Below are 16,309 nucleotides of genomic sequence, written 5' to 3' on the forward strand. Positions count from 1 at the left end.
AAGGCTTCCATGGCGCGTTTTGTTGACCAAGTAACCCTGCATCTTACTGCGGGGGATGGCGGCAATGGATGTGCCTCCATTCACCGGGAGAAATTCAAGCCGCTGGGCGGGCCAGACGGGGGCAATGGCGGGCACGGTGGGGACATTATTTTAGAGGTGTCGGCGCAGGTGCATACCCTGCTTGACCTGCATTATCGGCCGCACCTGAAGGCGGAACGCGGGTCGAACGGGGCCGGCGATCATCGCAATGGGGCGCGGGGTGCGGATCTGGTGCTGCCGGTGCCGGTGGGAACCGTGGTGCTCAGCGAATCGGGGGAGCAGCTGGCCGATCTCACCGCCGTGGGTATGCGGTTCATCGCGGCGCGCGGCGGCTTCGGTGGCCTGGGCAATGCGGCGTTGGCGTCCAGCGTGCGCAAGGCGCCTGGGTTTGCGCTTCGGGGTGAGCCGGGGGAGCAGCACGACGTGGTGCTGGAGTTGAAATCCGTGGCGGATGTGGGCCTGGTCGGTTTCCCATCTGCCGGGAAGTCGTCGCTCATTTCGGTGTTGTCGGCGGCGAAACCAAAGATCGGTGACTACCCGTTTACCACGTTGCAGCCGAACCTGGGCGTCGTCGATGTGGGGCATGAAACATTCACCATTGCGGACGTGCCGGGGCTGATTCCTGGTGCTAGCGAGGGCAAGGGCTTGGGCCTAGATTTTTTGCGGCATATCGAACGTACGGCCGTATTGGTGCATGTGGTAGATACCGCCAGTATTGAGCCGGGCCGGGATCCGATTTCGGATATTGAGGCCCTGGAGGCGGAATTGGCTGCGTATGAATCCATACTGGTGGGCGATGCTGGCTTGGGGGATCTGCGGGATCGGCCCCGGATCATTGTGCTCAATAAGGCGGACATTCCCGATGCGGCGGAACTGGCGGAATTCGTCAAGGAAGACCTCGAACAAAAGTTTGGTTGGCCGGTGTTTATTGTGTCGGCGGTGGCGCGGAAGGGGCTGGAGCCGCTGAAGTATAAGCTGCTGGAAATCGTGCAGGAGGCGCGGAAGAAACGCCCGAAGGAGAAAGCCGTGACCCGAATGGTGGTGCGGCCCAAAGCAGTTGATGCGGCGCGCGGCAAGAATGGCAAGCACCGTGATTTCACGATCGAGCCGGACCCGGAGAACACGGGTGGGTTTATCGTGCACGGGGAAAAGCCGGCGCGGTGGATCATGCAGACCGACTTCGAGAATGATGAGGCGGTGGGCTATCTTGCGGACCGGCTGAACCGGTTGGGCGTGGAGGACGCACTCTTGAAGGCCGGCGCGGAGGCGGGGTGCCCCGTCACCATTGGGGGCATCACGTTTGAGTGGGAGCCAATGACGTCCGCTGGTACCGCGCCAGTTCTCACCGGTCGGGGAACAGACATTCGATTGTCGCACACGAAGCGGGCGTCGGCCGCGGAGCGGAAGCGGGCATCGCAGGCGCGGCGTGGGCTTATCGACGAGCTGGATTTCGGCGATGGCCAAGAGGCCGATCGGAAACGCTGGGAAGGCTAATCGGGGCGGAAAACCATGGATGTGCGTGCCAACATTGCCGCAGCGAAGCGGATCATTGTGAAGATCGGATCGTCCTCGCTCACGAATTCCGACCATCGGGTGGATGTGAGCAAGGTGGATCGGTTGGTGGATGCCATCGCCGCCCGGTGTGCCCGTGGCAGCGATGTGATCGTGGTGTCGTCGGGGGCGTTGGCGGCGGGGATGGGCCCGATGGGACTGCATTCGAGGCCCACGGATTTGGCCACCAAGCAGGCGGTTTCGGCGGTGGGGCAGCAGCATCTCATGCAAACATGGGCCACCAGTTTCCGCCGCTATGGCAAGCATGTGGGGCAGGTGTTGCTCACGGCGTCGGATGCGGGGGTGCGGCACCGGGCGCGGAATGCGCAGCGCACAATTGATCGGTTGCTGTACCTGGGTGTGGTTCCCATCGTGAACGAGAACGACACGGTGGCGCACACGGAAATGCGGTTTGGCGATAACGATAGGCTGGCGGCGCTGGTGGCGCATTTGAGCTGCGTGGATGCGCTGGTGTTGTTGAGCGACGTAGATGGGCTTTATGACCGCAATCCCAGCGACCCGGCGGCGCGGTTCGTCCCGGAGGTGCGGGACGGTAATGACTTGAAGTCCGTGGTTGCGGGTGACGGCGGCGAGGTGGGCACCGGTGGTATGGCGTCGAAAGTGACCGCGGCCCGCATTGCCTCCCGGGGCGGGGTGCCAGTGCTACTAACCAGCGCGGATAATATTGCCGCGGCGCTTGACGACGCGCAGGTGGGAACGGTGTTTCATCCGAAGGAAAATCGGTTATCTGCCTGGAAGTTTTGGGCGCTCTATGCCGCGGATACGGGTGGTACGCTGCGGATTGATGCCGGTGCGGTGGCGGCGGTGACGACCGGCGGCTCGTCGTTATTGCCGGTGGGCATCATGGAGGTGTATGGGGATTTTCATGCGGGGGAGATTGTGGAAATCATTGGCCCCGAGGGAGCGATCATTGGGCGGGGTGAGGTTGCCTACGATTCGTCAGTATTGACGGAAATCATTGGGAAACGAACTGATGTTCTACCCTCAGATATGCAGCGGCCGGTGGTACATGCAGATTATCTTTCCCAGTACGCTTCCCGGGCATAGCGCAAAAAGATCCCCAAGACCTAGCCATTTTCCTGCCTCACCGATAAGGTGAGCATATGGACACGCCACAAAAACCAACACATGACACGACCCGGGAATCCGAACGCTCCGAGGTATTAGCCAAGGCTGAGGCGGCGAAACGCGCAGCGCCCATCGTCGCAAAGCTGAAAAGCGGGGAGAAAAACGCGGTCCTGCTTGCCGCCGCCGACGCGCTGGAAACCCGCGCGGATGATATTCTTGCCGCCAACCAGGACGACATTAATGCAGGTAAAGCGGTGGGAATGTCGGAATCACTCATTGATAGGCTGCGGCTAGACAAGGAACGGATTCGCGGTATCGCCGACGGGCTTCGGCAGGTAGCCGCCCTCACGGATCCGGTAGGGCAGGTGCTGCGCGGGTCGGTGATGCCCAATGGGATTCAGATGCGGCAAGTGCGGGTGCCGCTGGGGGTCATGGGCATGGTGTACGAGGCGCGGCCGAACGTCACCGTTGACGCCTTTGGGCTGGCGCTGAAATCCGGCAATGTGGCGCTGCTGCGCGGCTCAAAATCCGCCAACCACACCAACATGCAACTCGTGGCAATCCTGCAAACCGTCGCCGAACAACACGGTCTACCAGCGGAAACGGTGCAATTATTGCCCTGCGCCACGCACGAGAGCGTCCAAGACCTCATCACCGCTCGGGGGCTTGTCGACGTGGTAATCCCCCGGGGCGGCGCCGGCCTCATCAACGCGGTCGTCATGGGGGCAACCGTGCCCACAATCGAAACCGGAACCGGCAACTGCCACGTCTATATCGACCGCGACGCCGACCTAGGTCAGGCCATCACCATACTGCTCAACAGCAAAACCCGCCGCTGTAGCGTCTGCAACGCCGCCGAAACCGTCCTCATCGACACCCACCTCAGCGACGAGAACAAACTTTCGATTATTACCGCGTTGCAGGACGCCGGCGTCACCGTTCACGGCGACCCCGAAGAACTCGCAGCCTTCGGCGCCACCGCCATCGTGCCCGCCACCAACACCGACTGGACCGACGAATACCTCAGCATGGACATCGCCGCCCGCACTGTCGACGGCATCGACGGGGCCCTCGACCACATCCGCCGCTACTCCAGCGGCCACACCGAAGCAATCTGCACCACCAACATCACCACCGCACAACGATTCGCCGACGAAGTAGACTCCGCCGCCGTCATGATTAACGCCAGCACCGCCTTCACCGACGGTGAACAATACGGCATGGGCGCCGAAATCGGCATCTCCACCCAAAAACTCCACGCCCGCGGACCCATGGCCCTCCCCGAACTCACCAGCACCAAATGGATCCTCCACGGCACCGGACAAACCCGACCATAACCACACCAACAAGGCAGCATTATCAGCATGGCTCACACCCCGACGGCTTCCCCACCACTCCGCATCGGCATCATGGGCGGCACCTTCGACCCCATCCACCACGGGCACCTCGTCGCCGCCTCCGAAGTCGCCAACCTCTTCCACCTCGACGAAGTCATCTTCGTCCCCACCGGCCAACCCTGGCAAAAAAGCGAACGAGAAGTATCCGCCGCCGAAGACCGATACCTCATGACCGTCATCGCCACCGCCAGCAACCCCAGATTCAGCGTTAGCCGCGTCGACATCGACCGACCCGGCCCCACCTACACCATCGACACCCTCTCCGACCTGCACAATATCTTCCCCACCGCGGAACTCTTCTTCATCACCGGCGCCGACGCCCTCGAAAAAATCCTCACCTGGCGAGAATGGGAAAAAGCATTCGACTACGCCACCTTCGTCGGCGTCACCCGCCCCGGCTACCTCCTCCGCGACACCAACCTGCCCGAAAAATACCAAGACCGAGTAGAACTAGTACAAATCCCGGCAATGGCCATATCCTCCACCGACTGCCGACGCCGCGCCCACGCCGGAAAACCCGTCTGGTACCTTGTCCCAGACGGCGTCGTCCAATACATCAGCAAACGAGGCCTATACCAGTAACAACCCCAACCACAACCAACAAAAACCCAGGCGGGTTTCCAAAAGTTTCCTAATTCATGAAAAACTATATAGGGTAGATATTTTTACCAGACGAAAAGATGTAGGGATTTGAGTGACTACAAGCGAAGATACTAAAGAACTAGCAATCGTCGCGGCCCGAGCCGCACACGAAAAACTCGCCACCGATATCGCACTCATCGACGTATCCAGCGTCATGGACATCTGCGAAATATTCGTCGTGGCCTCCGCTGACAACGAACGGCAAGTTCGCGCCATCGTCGACGAAGTCGAAGACGAACTCGCCAAACTCGGCCACGAACCCAAACGACGCGAAGGCAACCGCGAAAACCGGTGGGTCCTGCTAGACTACGGCATGCTCGTCATCCACGTGCAACGCGGCACCGAACGGGAATACTACCGACTCGACCAGCTCTACCGGGACTGCCCACTCATCGACGTGCCCGGCCTAGAAACCATGGTGCGGCCCGACGACTGGTCCAGTGAAGTAGACGTACGCACGGTAGAATCCCTGGACGACATCCCCCTGGCAGATCCCGAGCCCGAAGAGGAGCTATAACCCCATCATGACCCGCCGCCTCATCATGCTGCGCCACGGCCAAACCGACTACAACGCCACCCGCCGGATGCAAGGCCACCTCAACACCAAGCTCAGCCCGGTCGGATTCGAACAAGCAGCAGCGGCGGCAGACTTCCTCACCAACAAAAACATCATCAAAATCGTTTCCTCCGACCTCGATCGAGCATTTGACACCGCCACCGTGATCGGCCAACGCCTCAACCTGCCCGTAGAAAAAGACGAACGACTCCGGGAAACACATTTAGGCCTGTGGCAGTCCCGCTCCCACGACGAAGTCGACCAACTCTACCCCGGCATGCGGGCACTATGGCGGCACGATGCGACATGGGCACCCCCCGGTGGCGAATCCAGAGTCGAAGTGGCGCGCCGGGCCCGGCCGGTGGTGACAGAGCTCATGCAGTCGCTGGCGGATTGGGACTCCGCAACGGTGCTGCTTGTCGCTCACGGCGGGATAATTAGCGCCTTGACCTCGAATTTATTGGAGCTTCAGGTGCGGCAGTACCCGCTGTTTTCCGGGTTGGGGAACGCATGCGGGTCGCAGCTTACCGCCCGTCCGCGCTGGTCGGCCGCCGAGGATCGGGAGCAGTTGACGCCGCCAGAGTTCAGCCCCGCCACCGTGGCCGACGCCCAATGGTATTTGGATGGGTGGAACATTGGGGTATCGGCATAGCCTGCGGGTTTCGGCGTATCACGCTTTTCGACGCACCAAGGTGGACGAACCTGGTAAACAGGGATAGTAGATCTGTTAAGTAGGTGAGTGATTTTATGCCAGTTCGAGTGGTGACTGATACCTCAGCGGGGCTGCCGGAACATGTGGCCCGGGATTTGGGGATTACGGTGTTAGACCTGCATATGGTGGGGGATGAGGATGATAAATCCACCTCCGGCCTGTCTTCTTTGGAACTGGCGGCGGCCTATGCCCGCCAATTAGAGCGTGGTGGCGACGCTGGGGTGGTGGCGTTGCATCTTTCCAAAGACCTATCTGCCACCTGGTCGGCCGCCGTGGCTGCCTCGGCGGTTTTCGACGGCTCTGTGGCGGTGATCGACACCAAAAGCGTGGGAATGAACGTGGGGGCGGCGGCCATGGCTGCGGCCCGCATTGCGATGGATGGGGCATCGCTTGCCGAGTGCGCGGAATTGGCGGAGGACACGCTTTCCCGGTCGGAGACCTGGCTCTATTTGCACCGGATTGATGAGATTCGCAAGTCCGGGAGGATTTCGGCGGCGACCGCCATGGTGTCGGTGGCGTTGGCGACGAAACCGATCATGCAGATTCATAACGGCCGAATTGAATTAGCAATCAAAACCCGCACCCAGGCGAAAGCGTTTTCGAAACTCACCGAGTTGATTACGGCGCGTGCGGGGGGACTGCCCGCATTCGTGGCGATCCAACACTGTGAGGCCAAGGAGGCGGCCCGGGCGCTGGAGGATCAGCTGAAAGCCAGCCTGCCGGTGGACTCATCCATCATGATGATGCCCATGGAGTCGGTGCTGGCGGTGCACTGTGGTCCGGGGGCGTTGGGCGTGTCCGTGGTGTTCTCCCAGGCGGAGTCCGAGGTGAACGCCGCGCTGGCGGATGATGCCGAGGATGCGGCACCCGACCCTGGCCCGGAGGGCGAAATCGCCGATGATTCGGCGGCGATGGCGCTTCCCGCCCCATCGCAGGTTCCCACGAATGAGGTAGCCCAAAAGTAGGCGGTTGGGGTGCTAGTTCCCTACTGTGACGGGAGGGAAAAGTTATCCACAGGTTAATGAATACGGGTTTTTCATTAACCTCCGGGTTATCCACAACACAACATTACCCCTGGTGGCGGCGCTGATCTGCGCCATAGTGTGGAGCTTATGAACGCCACCACCGTCAAAGCCCGCCTCCACGACCTCACCCACCCCACCGGTGTCGAAGACACCCTGAGCGTCGATTTTCCCAACAATCGACCCTTCCGGTTGGCCATCACCCCACCCGCCGCAATCGGGGTGGCAATACTCTGCGCCCTGGTGGGGGTAGGGTTTATCGCGTGGCATTTTTGCGCACCACCCGCCAACCCCGCGGCTGGTGCGCGGCTTTCTTCACCGCATACGACCGTGCCCCTGGTCCCAGCGTCGGCGGCCGCCACCACCGCGAGTGCCCCCATGTCCGTGATCGTCGCGGTCGTCGGCGAGGTCGACCGGCCCGGCCTGCACACTTTCGCCCCCACCGCCCGGGTCGCCGACGCTCTGGCCGCGGCCCAACCCAAACCTCAGGCCCAAACCCTGGGCCTGAACCTTGCCCAAAAGCTTGCCGACGGCCAACAGATTGTCGTCCCTAACATCGACGCCGGGCCGGTTCCACCCCCACCATCAGGCATTTCCGGCGGGGTGCCGTCGCAAGGCGGCACCCAGGTCACCGGCAAAATATCGCTTAATACCGCCACCGTCCAGGAGCTCACCACATTGACCGGGGTGGGGGAGAAGACCGCCCAAGCCATTATCGCCTACCGTGACGCCCACGGCGGGTTCACCAGCATTGATGAGCTGCAACAAGTCAAGGGGATTGGGCCGGCAAAATTCGCCACCATCAGCCCCGAAGTCACCCTGTGACCATGGCCGAGCTTCGCCTCATTCCGCCTGCGGCACTCCTCTGGGTGGTCACCCTCATCATCATTGGCACCCGCACCCCCTGGTGGGCGTTAGCACTGGTGTTCGTCGTGGGGGTGGGCGTGGCGTTTTGGGATGTGGGCCTCGCCCTCACTACTACCGTCGTCGGGGTTCTCGGGGTTTTGATCACCAGCATCCGGGCCATGATTGTCGACACCACCACCATCCACCCTGTGGTCACCGCCACGGCCGCGTCCTACGCCCACCGCACAAACACCGGGTGGATCCAGCAGTTTCGCATCGACGACTACCCCGTCACCCTGCCGGTCATCACCCACCAGCGCCCCGACATTCCCATCGGCACACTCACCGAACTTCACGGCAACCCCATCGCCACCACCAATTTTGGTCTCGGGAACACCCTGTTTCTTGCCACCACCGCCCACCCCATCGGTCGCCCCGACCTCCTCCACCAATGGGGAACATGGGTTCGAGAAACCTTTGCCCACGCCGTGGCCGCCCACACCAGTGGCGACGCCGCCGCCCTCATCCCCGCAATGGTGCTCGGCGACACCACCGGCCAAACCCCCGAATTCACGCAGCGGTTCGTCGCTACCGGGCTCACCCACCTCAGCGCGGTCTCCGGGTCCAACGTGGCATTGGTCACCACCGCGGCCGTGCTCCTCGTCGCCCACCGCAGCCCCCGCACTCGTGCCGCGGTCGCCGCGCTCGCCCTGCTCGGCTACGTCGTCATCGTCGGGCCCGACGCCTCGGTGCTCCGGGCGGCAGCCACCGGCATCGTTGGGCTCATCATCATGCTCAGCGCCACCACCAAGGCGCCCAGCCACACCCTCGCCCTCGTGGTCATCGGTCTCATCCTCTACGACTCCAGCCTGGCCGTCCACTACGGCTTCGCCCTTTCCGTCGCCGCGACCGGCGGCATCATCGCGGCGGTCCCGTCCCTCCATACCCTGATCGGTCGCACCAATCTTCCCGACATTATCGTGCGCGCCCTGGCCGTGGCGCTCGCCGCCCACCTGGTCACCATGCCCATCGTGGCGCTCATGAGCAACCGCGTTTCGGTCATCGCCGTTGCCGCCAACCTGCTTGCCGCACCCGCCGTGGCCCCCATCACCATACTGGGGCTCGTCGCAGCCATCCTCAGCCTGCTCCCCGGCGGGTTGGAAACCATTCCCCTTGCCATCATCGGACCGCTCGCTCACTGGATCGGTCTCGTCGCCACCGGCGGCGCCGCGCTCCCCGGGGCCACCATCGCCCTCCCCGCTGCCTTGGCCCCGGCCTGGGCGGCGCTGGCCGCCGCCTGGACCATATGGCTCATCTATCGACAACACTTTCGAATACTCGTGGGTGTGGTGCTTATTCTGCTGTTCGCCCCAGGCATCCCCATGCTCACCGGGGCCCGCCGCATTGACCCCCATACCCTCATCACCTACACCGTCCCCACCAAGGACCACCTCATCACCCTCGATAAAACCGGCGGCATCCCGCCCGATGCCCAGCTCATCATGATCGAGCGGCCGCCACCTTCGGGGCGTCGACAAGCTCACCGGTCCAGGCCCACCGTGACCCGCACTGGCGTGCCCGTTGTGGTTATGGGCGTTGACGTGGATCTTTACGAGGACGGCACCCAGCACGCCGCGGACGGCAGCTTCTGACCGTATAAAGTAAAACCATGCCCACCCCCATCACACCCAGCCCGCAGGTGCACCTCATTGTCGGTGCCGAAGAGTTCCTGGCCGAACGCGCCCGCCTCGACATTGTGGCCCAGCTCAAACAGCAATCCTCGGAGGGGGAGAACCTCATGGTCACCACCTTGCGGGCTGGGGATGTGACCGAGTCGGAGCTCATCGAGCTGTGCAGCCCCTCGCTTTTCGGGGAGGACCGCATCGTGGTGCTCACCAAGCTGGAGGATGCGGGGAAGGAACCCGCCGATCTTATCCTCAAGTTTGCGGTGAATCCCGCCCCCGGCGTTGCCATCATTCTCATGCATAATGGCGGCGGCCGCACCAAGGCGTTGGTGCCCAAGCTCAAGAAGATTGCCACCGTTCACCAGGCTGAGAAGCTCAAGCCCCAGGAGCGGATGGGGTGGGTGACCAACGAGTTTCGGCGCCATAATGTGCGGCCCACCCCCGACGTGGTTCAGGCGGTGCTCGCCGGTGTGGGCTCGGATTTGCGGGAACTCGCCAGTGCCGTCAGCCAGCTTGTTGCCGACACCGGTGGGGTGGTGACAGCTCAGGCCGTCCACGATTATTATGCGGGCGTTGCCGAGGTTTCCGGTTTTGATATTGCCGATTACGCGTGCAGCGGTCAGGAGCAGCGCGCCCTGGTCAGCATGCGTCGGGCATTGCAATTAGGGCTGGAACCTGCGGCGTTGGCGGCAGCGCTGGCCATGAAGGTGTCCGGTATCGCCCGGCTATATAGCCTGCGCGGCAGGGTGGACAGGTCGCTTGCCGGCAGCCTGGGCATGCACCCGTTTGTGTTAGAGAAAACCGCCCAGATTGCCCGTCGCTGGTCCGGCGATGCGGTCAGCGATGCCGTCATTATTGTCGCCGACCTGGATGCCACAGTGAAGGGCCAAGGAGGCGACCCCCATTTCGCCCTGGAAAACGCCGTGCGGCGCATATCCCAGCTTGCCAGGTAGCGTCCGCCATAATAGAAAGCATGACCGAAAAATCTATTAGCGCTGAAGAACTGGAACAAAGATACGCCGACGCTACCGTCAGCAATGCCCTCACCGATGAGGGCGCCCAGGAATTGCCGCCCGAACTGCAGGATTTTGTCGACAAACTGTTCGAACTCGCCCGCACCGGCACGGTTCCGCCCGGTGAGCCTTCCGCCGCCGATCAGCTTGCCGGCTATGTGACCGCCGGCCTCAGCCCGAACCTCACCAATCATGAAGGCAATACGCTGCTCATGCTTGCCGCCTACAACGGTCACGCCGATATCGTGACGGCGCTTGCCCAGCACGGTGCCGATGTTGACCGGCTTAACGACCGGGGCCAGTCGCCGCTCGCCGGTGCGATTTTCAAGCAAGAAACCGCCGTGATCGAGGCGTTGTTGGCGGCTGGGGCCGACCCGCTGGCCGGGCATCCGACCGCCATTGACTGCGCCACCATGTTCGGCCAAACCGAGCTTGCAGATAGGTTAAACCTGATGCTTAACTAATGACTTATGCCATTAGCGCAACTTGGAACCCTAGTATTACTGAATGTGGCGGGTATGGCCACTCCCGGCCCTGACCTGTTGCTTCTTACCCGTATGGCCACGAGATCCCGGAGGCACGCTTTGGCTAGCGTATCCGGGATTAGCACCGGGTTGGTGTTGTGGGTTTCGCTCACTGTGTTTGGGGCGGCCGCGTTGTTGATAACCTACCCCGTGTTGGAAAGCGTGATCAAACTTGTGGGCGGGGTGTGGTTGGTGTGGATGGGGCGGGGCATGATTCTTGCCGCCCGCGCCCAGTTTCGGGATCGCATGAATGTTGATATTGATGTGAATACGATCTTTGGCACGCCGTGGAAGAGCTACCAGCAGGGGCTTTTCACGAATCTTTCCAACCCTAAAGTGGTGTTGTATTTCGCGGCGATCATTGCCCCGCTCATGCCGGCGCATCCCACCATGGGGGATGCGGTGCTGATTGTGCTGTCCATTGTGGCCAGCACGTTTCTTGGCTTTTCGACGCTCGCGTTTCTCCTTTCTACCAAGGCCATGCGGAAAAGATTTGTCTCGGCGGGCCCATACATCGACATGGGTTCTGGGATATTTTTCGTCATCGCCGGTGCATCACTTGCTATTAATGGAATTGCTACCTTGTTAATGGGCAAATAAAACCTGGTTGCCAGGGGCCTGCCAGGTGCCGTTTTTATCGTTGCCGGTATGTTTACTCCCAATGATGACATCATGGAATCGCGGCGGACCATTTCGCGCCGCCGTGCGCTAGGGGTTGGCGGCACCGTTGGTCTTGCCGGCCTCATCGCCGCCTGCGCTCCCGGAACGAAAACCACCAACACCGCAGCCAGCACCAGCACCAATGCTTTTGCCACCTCGACGACGTCGGTGGCCGCCGCTGCCGCCAACGAACAGAAGCTGCGGGAATTGCTCAATGCGGCCCCCGGCTGCGTGACGACGCCCGAGGAAACCCAGGGTCCCTACTATTTTGATGTGGATTCCATCCGCAGCAATATCACCGAGGACCGCCCTGGTCTGCCACTGGAGCTTATGATTCGGGTGCAGAACGTGGAGGGCTGCGTGGTGGGATCGAGCGATAATCCAGTGGCCAATGCCGCGGTGGAAATCTGGCATTGCGATGCCGGTGGCGTGTACTCCGGTTTCGAAGTGTCCTCCCAGGCGGCCAATAATGGCGGCGCCGGTGGTGCTGGTGGTGGGGGTGCGGCGCCATCGGGCAACCCGCCGGCCGGCGATCCGCCTCAGGGCAATCCGCCATCCGGCACCCTGCCCCAAGGTGGTGGCGAGGGCGGCCCCGGCGGCGGGCCGCAGGGTGACGGCGACCAGTCCACTAGTGGTTCTGTGTCCGACGGCAGCTATGCCGCGGGCGATAAGGAGGCCACGACCTCGGACGATGGCACCTATTTGCGGGGTGCCCAAATGACTGACTCCGAGGGGATTGTGCGGTTTACCTCCATTTACCCCGGCTGGTATGTGTCTCGAACCGTGCACATACACGTCAAGGTGCATATTGACCGCAAGACGGTGCTCACCACCCAACTGTTCTTCGATGACACCTTGAGCGACACCATCAACGCGGATGTGAGCCCCTATAACGAGCACAAAAACCGCGACACCTATAACGACACCGACAAGATTTTCACCAAGGAAGGACTGGTGAAGGCCGAATACGACGGCACAAAAGTGCTGGCCGCAATCAACATTGGCATAGCGGCATAGTCCCTGTTACCCGCTGGGGTGCTAAAGTCGTCGCAAAGCACCCAGAGAACAAAGAACTCGCCCGCAGCGCATTCGTGCCGGGCGAGTTCTTGCTATGTCAAGTCTTGTTGCGTTTTAGGACATTTTATTGAAGGCGTTTGCCATCTTGGACTTCTTGTTGGCGCCATTATTGCGGTGGAACACGCCCTTGGTGACAGCCTTGTCCATGGCGCGGGAGGCAACACGCAGCTGAGCCTCGGCGGCAGCCTTATCGCCGCTGGCCACGGCCTCACGGAACTTACGGATCTCGGTGCGCACAGCGGAGCGGATGGCTTGGTTACGCTGACGGCGCTTTTCGTTGGTGAGCACCCGCTTCTTCTGGGACTTAATATTTGCCATAATAATCTACCTCTTGGGTCTTGATGGAAGACCACCCGGGCATACAATACCTCAACCCCAAGGTCCTGGTTGATTCTGCCTAGGTGTGTGTTGCATTGGGCAACGAGGAACTAGCCTAGCAGGACTCCCCAGCTAATTCCAACCATATTCGTTGCGCAGCCGGCTGGCGATCCGATTGAATCGACCCAGGGGAATAACGGCCCCCTGGCGGCGAATGGCGGTTTCTGCCACCTTGATGACCTTATCGAGCCGCAGCCAGGAGCGGCGGCCTTGCTCGTCCCAGGGGCCCGACCCGATGTCTAACCATTTTTCGTCGTCGGCATGTTCCGGGTTGGGCGAGGTGATGAGCCCTAGTACGTGGTCGCCGGTGCGGCCGATGACCACCAGGGCACGCTCCGTAAACTTCGGGGTGGTGTCATCGGTGGTGGTTGTTGTCTCGTCATTGGGGTCCGCATCGTGGTTGGGCACCCAGAACCATACAACCTCACCAGGGTCAACTTGGCCGTCCATATTGGGGGCGTAGAAGATATTGCGGGGAAAGGAATCGCTGGTACATACGGTAAAATCGCAGGTAAAAGGCCTATCTGCTTTGGTTGGTTCGATGCCTTGCAAACCTAACCTGGAGTACAGCATGTCGAGACCTTCGTCGAGTGCACCCGTATGATCGCGGCGGAATGCCTCCAACACTTTGTCCAACCAGCGTTTGGGCTTTTTCTGGTCAGTGGGCTTCGGCTGATGAAGAATATGCCGGTGCCCACTTTCTTGACGCCGTAGCTTCATGGTCAACACTCTAGTCACCTCCCACTGTAGTTATTAGGATTCGCGCCTTAATGCGTGGTTTGTTATTAGATTTACACTTTAATTATACATCGGTCCATAGGGGTTTATCCAAAGGGGGCTGCAATTTTGCTTTCAATATTTAGGGGAGTCTCAGCGTTCGTTAAAGGTGGTTGTGGTGGTATGGAGCAGTGGAAATGGCATGGTTGTCACCCGTGAAACATTGGGCCACACCCACTTTAATAAGTGATATGATTAACATTCATGGGGTGGGATTTATAATTTTTATGATTGCTACCACATTGGTGAACCCGCAGGAGCGAATCACGGTGTGGTACGACGCGAAAAGGCGTTCTGGAAACCGTCTACTCATGCGGTAATGTGAGGGGGATTTTAAGGAGAAAGAGGGATTATGGCCAAAAATTTCGCAGAAACAACGTTTACCGACCTGGAACATATCCGAAATTTCTGTATCATTGCCCACATTGACCACGGGAAATCCACCTTAGCGGACCGTATTTTGCAATATTCCAATGTGGTGGATGCGCGGGATATGCGTGACCAATACCTCGATAATATGGATATCGAGCGGGAGCGGGGCATTACCATTAAGGCCCAAAACGTGCGGCTGCCTTGGGTGCCCCGTACCGGCCCATATAAGGGGCAAGAGATTGTCATGCAGATGATCGACACCCCCGGCCACGTGGATTTCACCTACGAGGTTTCCCGCGCACTCGAAGCCTGCGAGGGAGCAATTTTGCTTGTCGACGCCGCCCAGGGCATTGAGGCACAAACCCTGGCTAACCTCTATCTAGCCATGGAAAACGACCTCGAAATCATTCCCGTCCTCAATAAGATCGACCTACCTGCCGCTGACCCTGAAAAATACTCCCTCGAAATCGCCCATATTATTGGTTGCGAACCCGAGGATGTGCTGCGGGTTTCCGGAAAAACCGGCGAGGGTGTCGAGGCGCTATTAGATAAGGTAGTCGAGCTCGTGCCCCCGCCCACCACCGATTATCCCATGGATGCGCCCGCCCGCGCCATGATCTTCGACTCGGTCTACGACACCTATCGGGGCGTGGTTACCTATATCCGCATGATTGACGGCAAACTTATCCCGCGCCAAAAAATCAAGATGATGTCCACTGGTGCCGTTCACGAGTTGCTAGAGATCGGCATTGTGTCACCCACCCCCAAGAAGTGCGAAGGGCTGGGGCCCGGCGAGGTGGGATACCTCATCACCGGCGTGAAAGACGTGCGGCAATCCAAGGTGGGTGACACCGTGACCTGGGCCAGCAAGGGTGCGACCGAGCCGCTTCAGGGTTACGAGGACCCCAAGCCCATGGTGTACTCCGGGCTGTTTCCCATCTCCCAGGCCGACTTTCCGGACCTGCGGGATGCCCTAGAGAAGCTACAACTCAACGACGCCTCCCTCACCTACGAGCCGGAAACATCGGTGGCATTGGGCTTCGGGTTCCGCTGCGGTTTCTTGGGGCTGCTCCACATGGAAATCACCCGCGACCGACTCGAACGAGAGTTCGGTTTGGACCTGATTTCGACCGCGCCGTCGGTGTCCTACCGGGTGGTTGCCGAGGACGGTTCCCACACGCACGTCCATAACCCCTCCGATTGGCCGGGCGGCAAGCTTCGGGAGGTATGGGAGCCCATCGTCAAGACCACGATCATTGTGCCAAGCGAGTTCGTGGGCAGCACTATGGAGCTGTGCCAGTCGAAACGCGGCCAGATGGGGGGCATGGACTATCTTTCCGAGGATCGGGTCGAACTGCGCTACACCATGCCGCTGGGCGAAATCATTTTCGATTTCTTTGATGCGCTCAAGTCCCGCACCAAGGGGTATGCGTCCCTCAACTATGAGGAGGCGGGGGAACAGGAGTCGAACCTGGTCAAGGTGGATATCCTGCTCAATGGCGACCCGGTGGATGCGTTTTCGGCGATTGTGCACCGGGATTCGGCCCAATGGTATGGCAATAAGATGACCAAGAAACTCAAGGAGTTGATCCCACGTCAACAGTTTGAGGTGCCGATCCAAGCCGCCATTGGCTCGAAGATTATCGCCCGGGAGAATATTCGGGCGGTGCGTAAAGACGTGCTGGCAAAGTGCTATGGCGGCGATATTTCCCGAAAGCGGAAGCTTTTGGAAAAGCAGAAGGAAGGCAAGAAGCGCATGAAATCGCTGGGGTCGGTGTCGGTGCCCCAAGAAGCCTTCGTGGCGGCACTATCGACTGACGACAATAACAAGAAATAGGCGCCACCACCCCAAAATTTCCACCCCCTCTGTTACCCCCGCTATTTCTCAGTATGGGGTTAGCAGGGGGATTTTTAAGGGGTAAGGTCGATGGAGTCTAGATGAGATTTACATCGGTTTAATGTCAAATAA

Annotated in this window: 16 protein-coding genes; 14 read left to right on the forward strand and 2 right to left on the reverse strand. The window is 60.3% G+C overall.

The window, feature by feature from the left end; all coding sequences use genetic code 11:
• Positions 1-9: 9 nt before the first annotated feature.
• The 13 genes from obgE (at position 10) to HBA49_RS02965 (ending at position 12,753) form a co-directional block, all read left to right on the forward strand.
• On the forward strand, positions 10-1,533 hold the full coding sequence (obgE, locus tag HBA49_RS02905; protein WP_005525736.1) for a GTPase ObgE: 1,524 nt from the start codon (positions 10-12) through the stop codon (positions 1,531-1,533).
• A gap of 15 nt (positions 1,534-1,548) precedes the next feature.
• A complete protein-coding gene (gene proB, locus HBA49_RS02910; protein ID WP_005525595.1) occupies positions 1,549-2,658 on the forward strand; it encodes a glutamate 5-kinase in 1,110 nt (369 codons plus the stop codon).
• A gap of 56 nt (positions 2,659-2,714) precedes the next feature.
• A complete protein-coding gene (locus HBA49_RS02915) occupies positions 2,715-4,016 on the forward strand; it encodes a glutamate-5-semialdehyde dehydrogenase (protein ID WP_005526613.1) in 1,302 nt (433 codons plus the stop codon).
• Between the two features lie 27 nt (positions 4,017-4,043).
• Entirely contained in the window at positions 4,044-4,658 is a 615-nt protein-coding gene (gene nadD / locus HBA49_RS02920) for a nicotinate-nucleotide adenylyltransferase (protein WP_005526371.1), read from the forward strand.
• A gap of 112 nt (positions 4,659-4,770) precedes the next feature.
• Positions 4,771-5,235 carry a ribosome silencing factor gene (rsfS, locus tag HBA49_RS02925; RefSeq protein ID WP_005521501.1) on the forward strand — a complete coding sequence of 155 codons (465 nt, stop codon included), beginning with the start codon at positions 4,771-4,773 and terminating at the stop codon, positions 5,233-5,235.
• Positions 5,236-5,242: 7 nt separating this feature from the next.
• On the forward strand, positions 5,243-5,926 hold the full coding sequence (locus HBA49_RS02930) for a histidine phosphatase family protein (RefSeq protein ID WP_005526059.1): 684 nt from the start codon (positions 5,243-5,245) through the stop codon (positions 5,924-5,926).
• A gap of 95 nt (positions 5,927-6,021) precedes the next feature.
• The gene (locus HBA49_RS02935; RefSeq protein WP_005526011.1) at positions 6,022-6,951 is read left to right on the forward strand and encodes a DegV family protein; all 930 of its coding nucleotides are present in this window, start codon (positions 6,022-6,024) and stop codon (positions 6,949-6,951) included.
• A gap of 147 nt (positions 6,952-7,098) precedes the next feature.
• Entirely contained in the window at positions 7,099-7,833 is a 735-nt protein-coding gene (locus HBA49_RS02940) for a ComEA family DNA-binding protein (protein WP_005526212.1), read from the forward strand.
• Between the two features lie 2 nt (positions 7,834-7,835).
• Positions 7,836-9,506 carry a ComEC/Rec2 family competence protein gene (locus HBA49_RS02945; RefSeq protein ID WP_005525726.1) on the forward strand — a complete coding sequence of 557 codons (1,671 nt, stop codon included), beginning with the start codon at positions 7,836-7,838 and terminating at the stop codon, positions 9,504-9,506.
• 17 nt (positions 9,507-9,523) lie between these two features.
• Entirely contained in the window at positions 9,524-10,492 is a 969-nt protein-coding gene (gene holA / locus HBA49_RS02950) for a DNA polymerase III subunit delta (RefSeq protein WP_005525580.1), read from the forward strand.
• Between the two features lie 20 nt (positions 10,493-10,512).
• The gene (locus tag HBA49_RS02955; RefSeq protein WP_005526545.1) at positions 10,513-11,016 is read left to right on the forward strand and encodes an ankyrin repeat domain-containing protein; all 504 of its coding nucleotides are present in this window, start codon (positions 10,513-10,515) and stop codon (positions 11,014-11,016) included.
• A gap of 6 nt (positions 11,017-11,022) precedes the next feature.
• On the forward strand, positions 11,023-11,676 hold the full coding sequence (locus HBA49_RS02960; RefSeq protein ID WP_005526392.1) for a LysE family translocator: 654 nt from the start codon (positions 11,023-11,025) through the stop codon (positions 11,674-11,676).
• 48 nt (positions 11,677-11,724) lie between these two features.
• Positions 11,725-12,753 (forward strand): peptidase associated/transthyretin-like domain-containing protein, encoded by a 1,029-nt coding sequence (locus tag HBA49_RS02965; protein WP_005526269.1) that lies wholly within the window; start codon positions 11,725-11,727, stop codon positions 12,751-12,753.
• 114 nt (positions 12,754-12,867) lie between these two features.
• Here HBA49_RS02965 and rpsT read toward each other — a convergent pair whose 3' ends face one another.
• Together rpsT and HBA49_RS02975 are read right to left on the reverse strand one after the other, a co-directional pair.
• Positions 12,868-13,131: a 30S ribosomal protein S20 gene (rpsT, locus tag HBA49_RS02970; protein ID WP_005521512.1), complete on the reverse strand. Its 264-nt coding sequence runs from the start codon at positions 13,129-13,131 to the stop codon at positions 12,868-12,870.
• 132 nt (positions 13,132-13,263) lie between these two features.
• A complete protein-coding gene (locus tag HBA49_RS02975) occupies positions 13,264-13,911 on the reverse strand; it encodes a growth inhibitor PemK (protein WP_112767173.1) in 648 nt (215 codons plus the stop codon).
• Between the two features lie 409 nt (positions 13,912-14,320).
• Between HBA49_RS02975 and lepA the strand changes: the two genes are divergently transcribed.
• The gene (gene lepA / locus HBA49_RS02980) at positions 14,321-16,177 is read left to right on the forward strand and encodes a translation elongation factor 4 (protein ID WP_005521516.1); all 1,857 of its coding nucleotides are present in this window, start codon (positions 14,321-14,323) and stop codon (positions 16,175-16,177) included.
• Positions 16,178-16,309 lie beyond the last annotated feature (132 nt).

Origin of the sequence: Corynebacterium matruchotii (assembly GCF_011612265.2) — a bacterium.
GTDB lineage: Bacteria > Actinomycetota > Actinomycetes > Mycobacteriales > Mycobacteriaceae > Corynebacterium > Corynebacterium matruchotii.

Excerpts from the sequence above, each read along its gene's own strand:
- obgE (WP_005525736.1), top strand. The coding sequence starts at position 10 with ATGGCGCGTTTTGTTGACCAAGTAACCCTGCATCTTACTGCGGGGGAT.
- proB (WP_005525595.1), top strand. The coding sequence starts at position 1,549 with ATGGATGTGCGTGCCAACATTGCCGCAGCGAAGCGGATCATTGTGAAG.
- HBA49_RS02915 (WP_005526613.1), top strand. The coding sequence starts at position 2,715 with ATGGACACGCCACAAAAACCAACACATGACACGACCCGGGAATCCGAA.
- nadD (WP_005526371.1), top strand. The coding sequence starts at position 4,044 with ATGGCTCACACCCCGACGGCTTCCCCACCACTCCGCATCGGCATCATG.
- HBA49_RS02930 (WP_005526059.1), top strand. The coding sequence starts at position 5,243 with ATGACCCGCCGCCTCATCATGCTGCGCCACGGCCAAACCGACTACAAC.
- HBA49_RS02935 (WP_005526011.1), top strand. The coding sequence starts at position 6,022 with ATGCCAGTTCGAGTGGTGACTGATACCTCAGCGGGGCTGCCGGAACAT.
- HBA49_RS02940 (WP_005526212.1), top strand. The coding sequence starts at position 7,099 with ATGAACGCCACCACCGTCAAAGCCCGCCTCCACGACCTCACCCACCCC.
- HBA49_RS02945 (WP_005525726.1), top strand. The coding sequence starts at position 7,836 with ATGGCCGAGCTTCGCCTCATTCCGCCTGCGGCACTCCTCTGGGTGGTC.
- holA (WP_005525580.1), top strand. The coding sequence starts at position 9,524 with ATGCCCACCCCCATCACACCCAGCCCGCAGGTGCACCTCATTGTCGGT.
- HBA49_RS02955 (WP_005526545.1), top strand. The coding sequence starts at position 10,513 with ATGACCGAAAAATCTATTAGCGCTGAAGAACTGGAACAAAGATACGCC.
- HBA49_RS02960 (WP_005526392.1), top strand. The coding sequence starts at position 11,023 with ATGCCATTAGCGCAACTTGGAACCCTAGTATTACTGAATGTGGCGGGT.
- HBA49_RS02965 (WP_005526269.1), top strand. The coding sequence starts at position 11,725 with ATGTTTACTCCCAATGATGACATCATGGAATCGCGGCGGACCATTTCG.
- rpsT (WP_005521512.1), bottom strand. The coding sequence starts at position 13,131 with ATGGCAAATATTAAGTCCCAGAAGAAGCGGGTGCTCACCAACGAAAAG.
- HBA49_RS02975 (WP_112767173.1), bottom strand. The coding sequence starts at position 13,911 with ATGAAGCTACGGCGTCAAGAAAGTGGGCACCGGCATATTCTTCATCAG.
- lepA (WP_005521516.1), top strand. The coding sequence starts at position 14,321 with ATGGCCAAAAATTTCGCAGAAACAACGTTTACCGACCTGGAACATATC.